Below are 5,420 nucleotides of genomic sequence, written 5' to 3'. Positions count from 1 at the left end.
CAATTTCACTATACCATTCGCTTTCGTAATTGATTAATAAGCGACTTAATGCCGTAAATAGCATCGGTTTATCTGCAATACCTTTAAAACTCGCTTCTTTTATACTGGTATATATTTTTGTTTCAATATGGTATTGCTTATCAAGAATAGATAATGTTTCTTTTATTGTTGGTTTATATTGCGATAATGAATGGTTGTCTTTATTACGTTTTAACGATTTGTCTGCGCCAAGGTAGAGTTCTTTTAATGTGGCCGTTTCTTTTATCTGCATAAAATCAAACCAATCCCAACAACTGACCCGCTTAGCACCTTCACCATTCACTAACACCCAACCACTTCTTTTTCGGTTTTTATCATCAAGTACATCGACTTTTAACCACAAGTTACCTTGGGCATCTATTGCTCGATTGTCGCTTAGCGATAACTTTGCATCATTCATCTCGACCCGTAATGCTGTGTGTACTAAAAATGGGGTATTTACATTACCACTCTCCATTTAGTTTGGTGCTACTTTTAAAATATTTTCCTTTAATTAATAATTTTCCTCTTGTCCAAAAACAACTGCTCACATCTATTGCAAGATAAAAATAACTATTTATTAATTTTCTTTTTCAGGAAGTAATTTTGCTTTCGTTGCAAAATAATATTCTCCGTTAGGAGCAGTAATTAATTCCCAAATTAAATTATCTTCTTGTAGTCTAATAATAGCTATACCATTTTTACCGCCAAAAGTACTATCAAAATGAACCTTAATTTGATTATTAATTAACTTAGATGCAAAAGGTATAGGGCAATCTATTTTATTACCATAATTAACAATAGAACATAATTCCCCTATTACTATTGTCAATTTTTAATTGTATAGAAAAAACACTATAAGATATTTCATTTTTTTCTAAATAGATTTCTTCAGTCCAAGTTTGTTCAATATCTAAAGCACAGGCATAATCTAAATGTAATAAAACAAACAAAACAAATAATATATTGCGCTTAAAACTAGTCCTCTTTAATGGCTAATTTAGTATAATATGCTTTCCTTATGTCAGTAATACGCGTTAATAATTTATTTTTATCAGAAATAGAATTTATAATAAGAGCTGTCGCTTCTCCCATTTTCCCATCAATAATATCGCCAATACCAACCTGCTGAATCAGCAGAATATGATAATTTATCAGAAATCCAGAAATAATTAATTACAACATCAATAACTGAAAATGAAGAATATTTTGCATAATTTTTCTTTCAAGTTAATTGCATCAATCCTCTGCATTTATATTTTGAAATTAAAATAGTCAATTAAAACTGTTTAACATCATTGGTTCAACAGAATTTTTTTCACATTTATAGTTATTTAAACGTTTTCCATTTTGGATTATTTGAATAGACTCATTTTTTGGTTGAGTATTTATCAAGTATTGAGTATTTTTATTAACAAAAGTTATTATATGAGCACTTCCATCTTGATTAGTTAATTCTTTTATTAATTCTAATTTTATATTTGATTTATTTCCAAATCGATACAGTAAATTATGAGTTACATAATTGTAGCAAATTGATAATTGATTATTACCAATTCGACAACCGAACGCATCTTTTTCATTCTGACTCTTTTTACAAAGAGTTGAATCTTTATAAAATATATTTTGATTATAAAGTGTGATAATATCTTCATATCCCATTGAAAGTAATTTAGTATAAAACTTATCTTGCCAAACTGTATCTATATTTGTTTTTAACAAATTCTTAGCTAAAAACAAAATAAAATAATCTGTATATGAAAGGGTAGCTTTGTTAATAAAAGAATCTTGTTTTTTTGATAAAATAGTTTCAATAAATTTATCAGTATTATCATCAATATTTTCAATTGAATAATCAGTAACCTGTCCAAGGGAAAAATCTAAGTATATTTCTCCTATTTTAATTAACTTCTTATTTTTACTTGTTAAATAAGTTATTTTTGCAGGGCTTTGCATACCACCAAATTTATCAAAAATGGATATAATTCCCAAGTCTGAAATCTCAATTGAAGGATTCATCCCTCCTATATAAATATAATTATTTACATTTCCATCTATGTCCAAGTTCAAATCAATTTGCGAAATTATACCTTCTTCAGGTTTACTGAAACGGCAATATGTATATTTACCATTGAATTTATCGCCATTGATAAATTGCCCTTTAAGATCATTTGATTTTGTTTCACTACATATTTGAGCATATAAAGGAAAATTCAAATAAAACAAAATAATAAAAATAATTTTTTTTTCATGTTAATTTTCCCTTTGTAATGTTGTATAGAAATCTTTTAAAGCTGTTTCAACTTCTTTTACTTTATTTTTGTTATTTTCATACCATTTACTATTAACCATTGCGCTTGTATCAAAAGAATAGTTATCAAACTTAATATCGTGATATAAAAGACAGTTCTTAATATTAAACTTATCGTATAAAGTGATAAGTGCCTTATTTCTTTCTACAACATGGTTATATCCACCATTTACAGCCATGGTAACTTTAAGAAAGTCATTATTTGCTGCAATGCTATTAATATTTCCCCACGCACTTCCATTTATCCAATACCAAAATGCAGATTTTATTGTAAAATCTAAAGTAGAACATACTATATCCGGGTTATCTTTAAGTGTGTTGTTATTAATATATTTACCGAAAGAGTCATAATTATAGTTATGGGTAATTTGAATAAGTCCTCTACCATGATAATTTGCGCCTCCTTTATAATTGTTCCAATGAGAAGGCGTTGAACCATCCTTATTTTTATATTCTTCTGCTGTTCTAAAAAAATCACTTTCACATAATATCTGCGATATAAAATGCGCTTTCTGAAGACAGCTAGTAACATTGTGTTGAGTAAAATACTTATTCAATTTTAAAAGAAACGTACTTAATGATGTATTTTTCAAATCGTTATTCATTTTATAAAATAATCCGTTACGCAAAATATCATTAGGCATTATTGATTTAAATTGATCTTCAGTTATATGCTTATTACACACACAACTTTCAAAATTAAAAATATGCATTGTTACAGGATGAATAAACCACGCCTTACCATTATCGCTAAGCGTGGCTGGTGGGGTGGTATCTGCAGGGGGAGTTGTGGTATCCGTTGTCTCGCCATTTTCTTGGGAGGTGTCATTTTGTTGGTTTAGCTTGGCTAAGCCTTTAGCAACATCATCCCACCATAACATTTTTTGATTTGTTCAGATATTATTCTTGCATAGTCAAATTAATGTACTTGTAAAGCCGACGAATGAACCCATTTAACAATTAACTTCTGGGTTTTAGTTAAATATCGAATTTGATAAAAATCGTCTCGGTACTGTAATAACTCTACCTTGTCATCTTCAATTAAATACATTTTAGTTTTTGAGTTTTCCAAAGCATCATCATATAAATAAGCCTGTTTAATAGCTATCTTTTTAATTATTGGTTTTCTATCAAGAAGATTATGCTCATTTGTCACCAATAAATAATTTAAATTTTTATTATAAATTTTACGCTGCACCATATCACAACCAATACATTGATCTTCTAATATTATTTGATAATATTTCTCCTTTTCTTTATAAAGTTTTTCATACCACTTTCCTCCATCAAGAAAACGATTAATTAATTGATCATTGGTTTTCTTATAATCACATAACTGAGAACCATCGCTTAAAATTTGTTTCCCTTTAGCTTGAATAATATGATTTTTTATTTCATAAAGCGAATAACACTTATTAGGTGTAGAATTATATTTTAATGTCATCAATAAATAATTTTGACCCAAAAATTTGTCAATTGATAAGATTGATTCATCAATTTCATCATTCAACTCCATGGGTACTTTAATTTGTTGACAATCAGAACTATTATCAAAACAATGATAAATTGATTGTTTTATTTTATTAAATTCTATACTTCCATATGAATGTGTCGTTAGGAAATAAAAAAATAATATTGATATTTTTACTAATTGCATATTATTGAATAATATTTAATTATTTAATTTACATTAATCATCTAATTCTTCTAGCTCCTGATTCTGTAATAACTTGTTATTTTTATATATACTTAATTGATTATCTCGAATAATGTAATAATAATCATTGTTTTGAAATTGATACCCTAATAAGCGATGAGATGAATAATGATTTATAGTTTCCCCTTTTAAAAATATATATAGCTGATCCTTCTTTCTCGTTCCTTCATAATAAACATTTTTACAGTCTAATTCCCCCTCTTCGCAACAATAGGATATTTTAATATTATATTTTAAAGAGTTATATTTAGTTGTATACAGACAAGAATGATTAAAATCATTAGCTAAACAAACAAAAGATAGTAATGGCATTATAATGAAAATTATTTTCATATTTCTTTATATTCTCCATCCAAATGACTATATGTAGTATATTTATTATTTTTAAATAAATAATATTCCGAACGTCTTCGATTATTAACGCCTTGATTAAATTTTCCTTGGGAGTTACTCCAAGATAACCATGCTTCCTCTAATGAATTATAAGTATAAGATCCTTTTGGATTATTTATCATTTTTACTACAGTTGAACTCTTAAATCCTCCAATGCCAATATTAAAAGAAAAAGCAACTAAAGCATCAAATTCATATTGATGAAGTGTTATTTTTATATTTTCGGAAACAACCTTAATATAACCTTTTAAATTTAAATCATTAGAAAGCAATTTTTCTGCTGTAGCTTCATTTATACCATTTTTATATAGTTCAAACTCTTCAGAAGATTTGATCAAATGCCCAATACCAATAGTAGCTCCTTTAGTATAATTTGTAATAGTTTTACCTGTTTGATCATCATACGGCTTCAATCTTAATCCTTCCCATTTTTTTAGAAATGCAATTCCTTTTTTGCTAAATTTGATTTCTTTATAAGCGGCTAGCTGCATAATAGTAACAGGATGAATAAACCACGCCTTGCCATCATCGCTAAGCGTGGCAGGTGGGGTGGTGTCTGTTGCGGTGGTTGTAGCAGTTGTGGCACTGGTTGCCTCGCCATTTTTTGGGGGCGTGTCGTTTTGTTGGTTTAACTTCGATAAGCCTTTAGCCACTCATCCCACCATAACATCTTTTTTATCTTCTCTTTGGTCTTTTCCCAAGCTGTTACTTGTTTTTCTAATGCTTCCATTTTGGCATAAGATTCAAACTGTTCTTTAGTCAGCTTTTTCGAGGGTGATTCTTTATAATCTGCAGGAAAACGGCTTATTTCTCGTCTTAGTGTTTCAAACCCTTTCGCTTCAGGGGAGTCCTTTGCTTTACCTACACGGCTTAAATATGCATCTAATTTTGCTTCGTCACCCGTTTGTAAATACGCTAATATATTTTTAGCATTTTCCGTCAGCTCGCTGTTTAACGCTTCCCATTTCGGCATTTTGCCTT

General features: G+C 28.6%; 8 protein-coding genes. All 8 read right to left on the bottom strand.

The window, feature by feature from the left end; all coding sequences use genetic code 11:
* A partial coding sequence (locus tag A9G45_RS06350; protein ID WP_141673628.1) for a hypothetical protein occupies positions 1-496 on the bottom strand: 496 nt, incomplete at its 3' end.
* A 102-nt stretch (positions 497-598) separates the two neighbouring features.
* On the bottom strand, positions 599-850 hold the full coding sequence (locus A9G45_RS06345) for a hypothetical protein (protein WP_065566062.1): 252 nt from the start codon (positions 848-850) through the stop codon (positions 599-601).
* A gap of 443 nt (positions 851-1,293) precedes the next feature.
* On the bottom strand, positions 1,294-2,235 hold the full coding sequence (locus A9G45_RS06340; RefSeq protein ID WP_141673627.1) for a hypothetical protein: 942 nt from the start codon (positions 2,233-2,235) through the stop codon (positions 1,294-1,296).
* 36 nt (positions 2,236-2,271) lie between these two features.
* Entirely contained in the window at positions 2,272-3,210 is a 939-nt protein-coding gene (locus A9G45_RS06335) for a glycoside hydrolase family 19 protein (RefSeq protein ID WP_065566064.1), read from the bottom strand.
* Positions 3,211-3,248: 38 nt separating this feature from the next.
* Positions 3,249-3,986, bottom strand: a complete 738-nt coding sequence (locus A9G45_RS06330; RefSeq protein WP_065566065.1) for a hypothetical protein — start codon at positions 3,984-3,986, stop codon at positions 3,249-3,251.
* Positions 3,987-4,019: 33 nt separating this feature from the next.
* Complete coding sequence (locus A9G45_RS14415) at positions 4,020-4,379, bottom strand: hypothetical protein (RefSeq protein ID WP_065566066.1); 360 nt, start codon at positions 4,377-4,379, stop codon at positions 4,020-4,022.
* The gene (locus A9G45_RS06320) at positions 4,376-5,092 is read right to left on the bottom strand and encodes a lysozyme (RefSeq protein ID WP_081297842.1); all 717 of its coding nucleotides are present in this window, start codon (positions 5,090-5,092) and stop codon (positions 4,376-4,378) included. Before A9G45_RS06320 ends, A9G45_RS14415 begins: the two co-directional genes overlap by 4 nt.
* Positions 5,068-5,420, bottom strand: a 353-nt coding sequence (locus tag A9G45_RS14410) for a hypothetical protein (protein ID WP_176701811.1), incomplete at its 5' end; no start/stop codon positions are given. The genes A9G45_RS14410 and A9G45_RS06320, both read right to left, overlap by 25 nt.

The sequence above is a fragment of the Gilliamella sp. HK2 genome, assembly GCF_001690265.1.
In the GTDB taxonomy this organism is placed as follows: domain Bacteria; phylum Pseudomonadota; class Gammaproteobacteria; order Enterobacterales; family Orbaceae; genus Gilliamella; species Gilliamella apicola_C.
The sequence above is the reverse complement of the archived record's forward strand: the minus strand, read 5'-3'. Positions and strand labels throughout refer to the sequence as shown.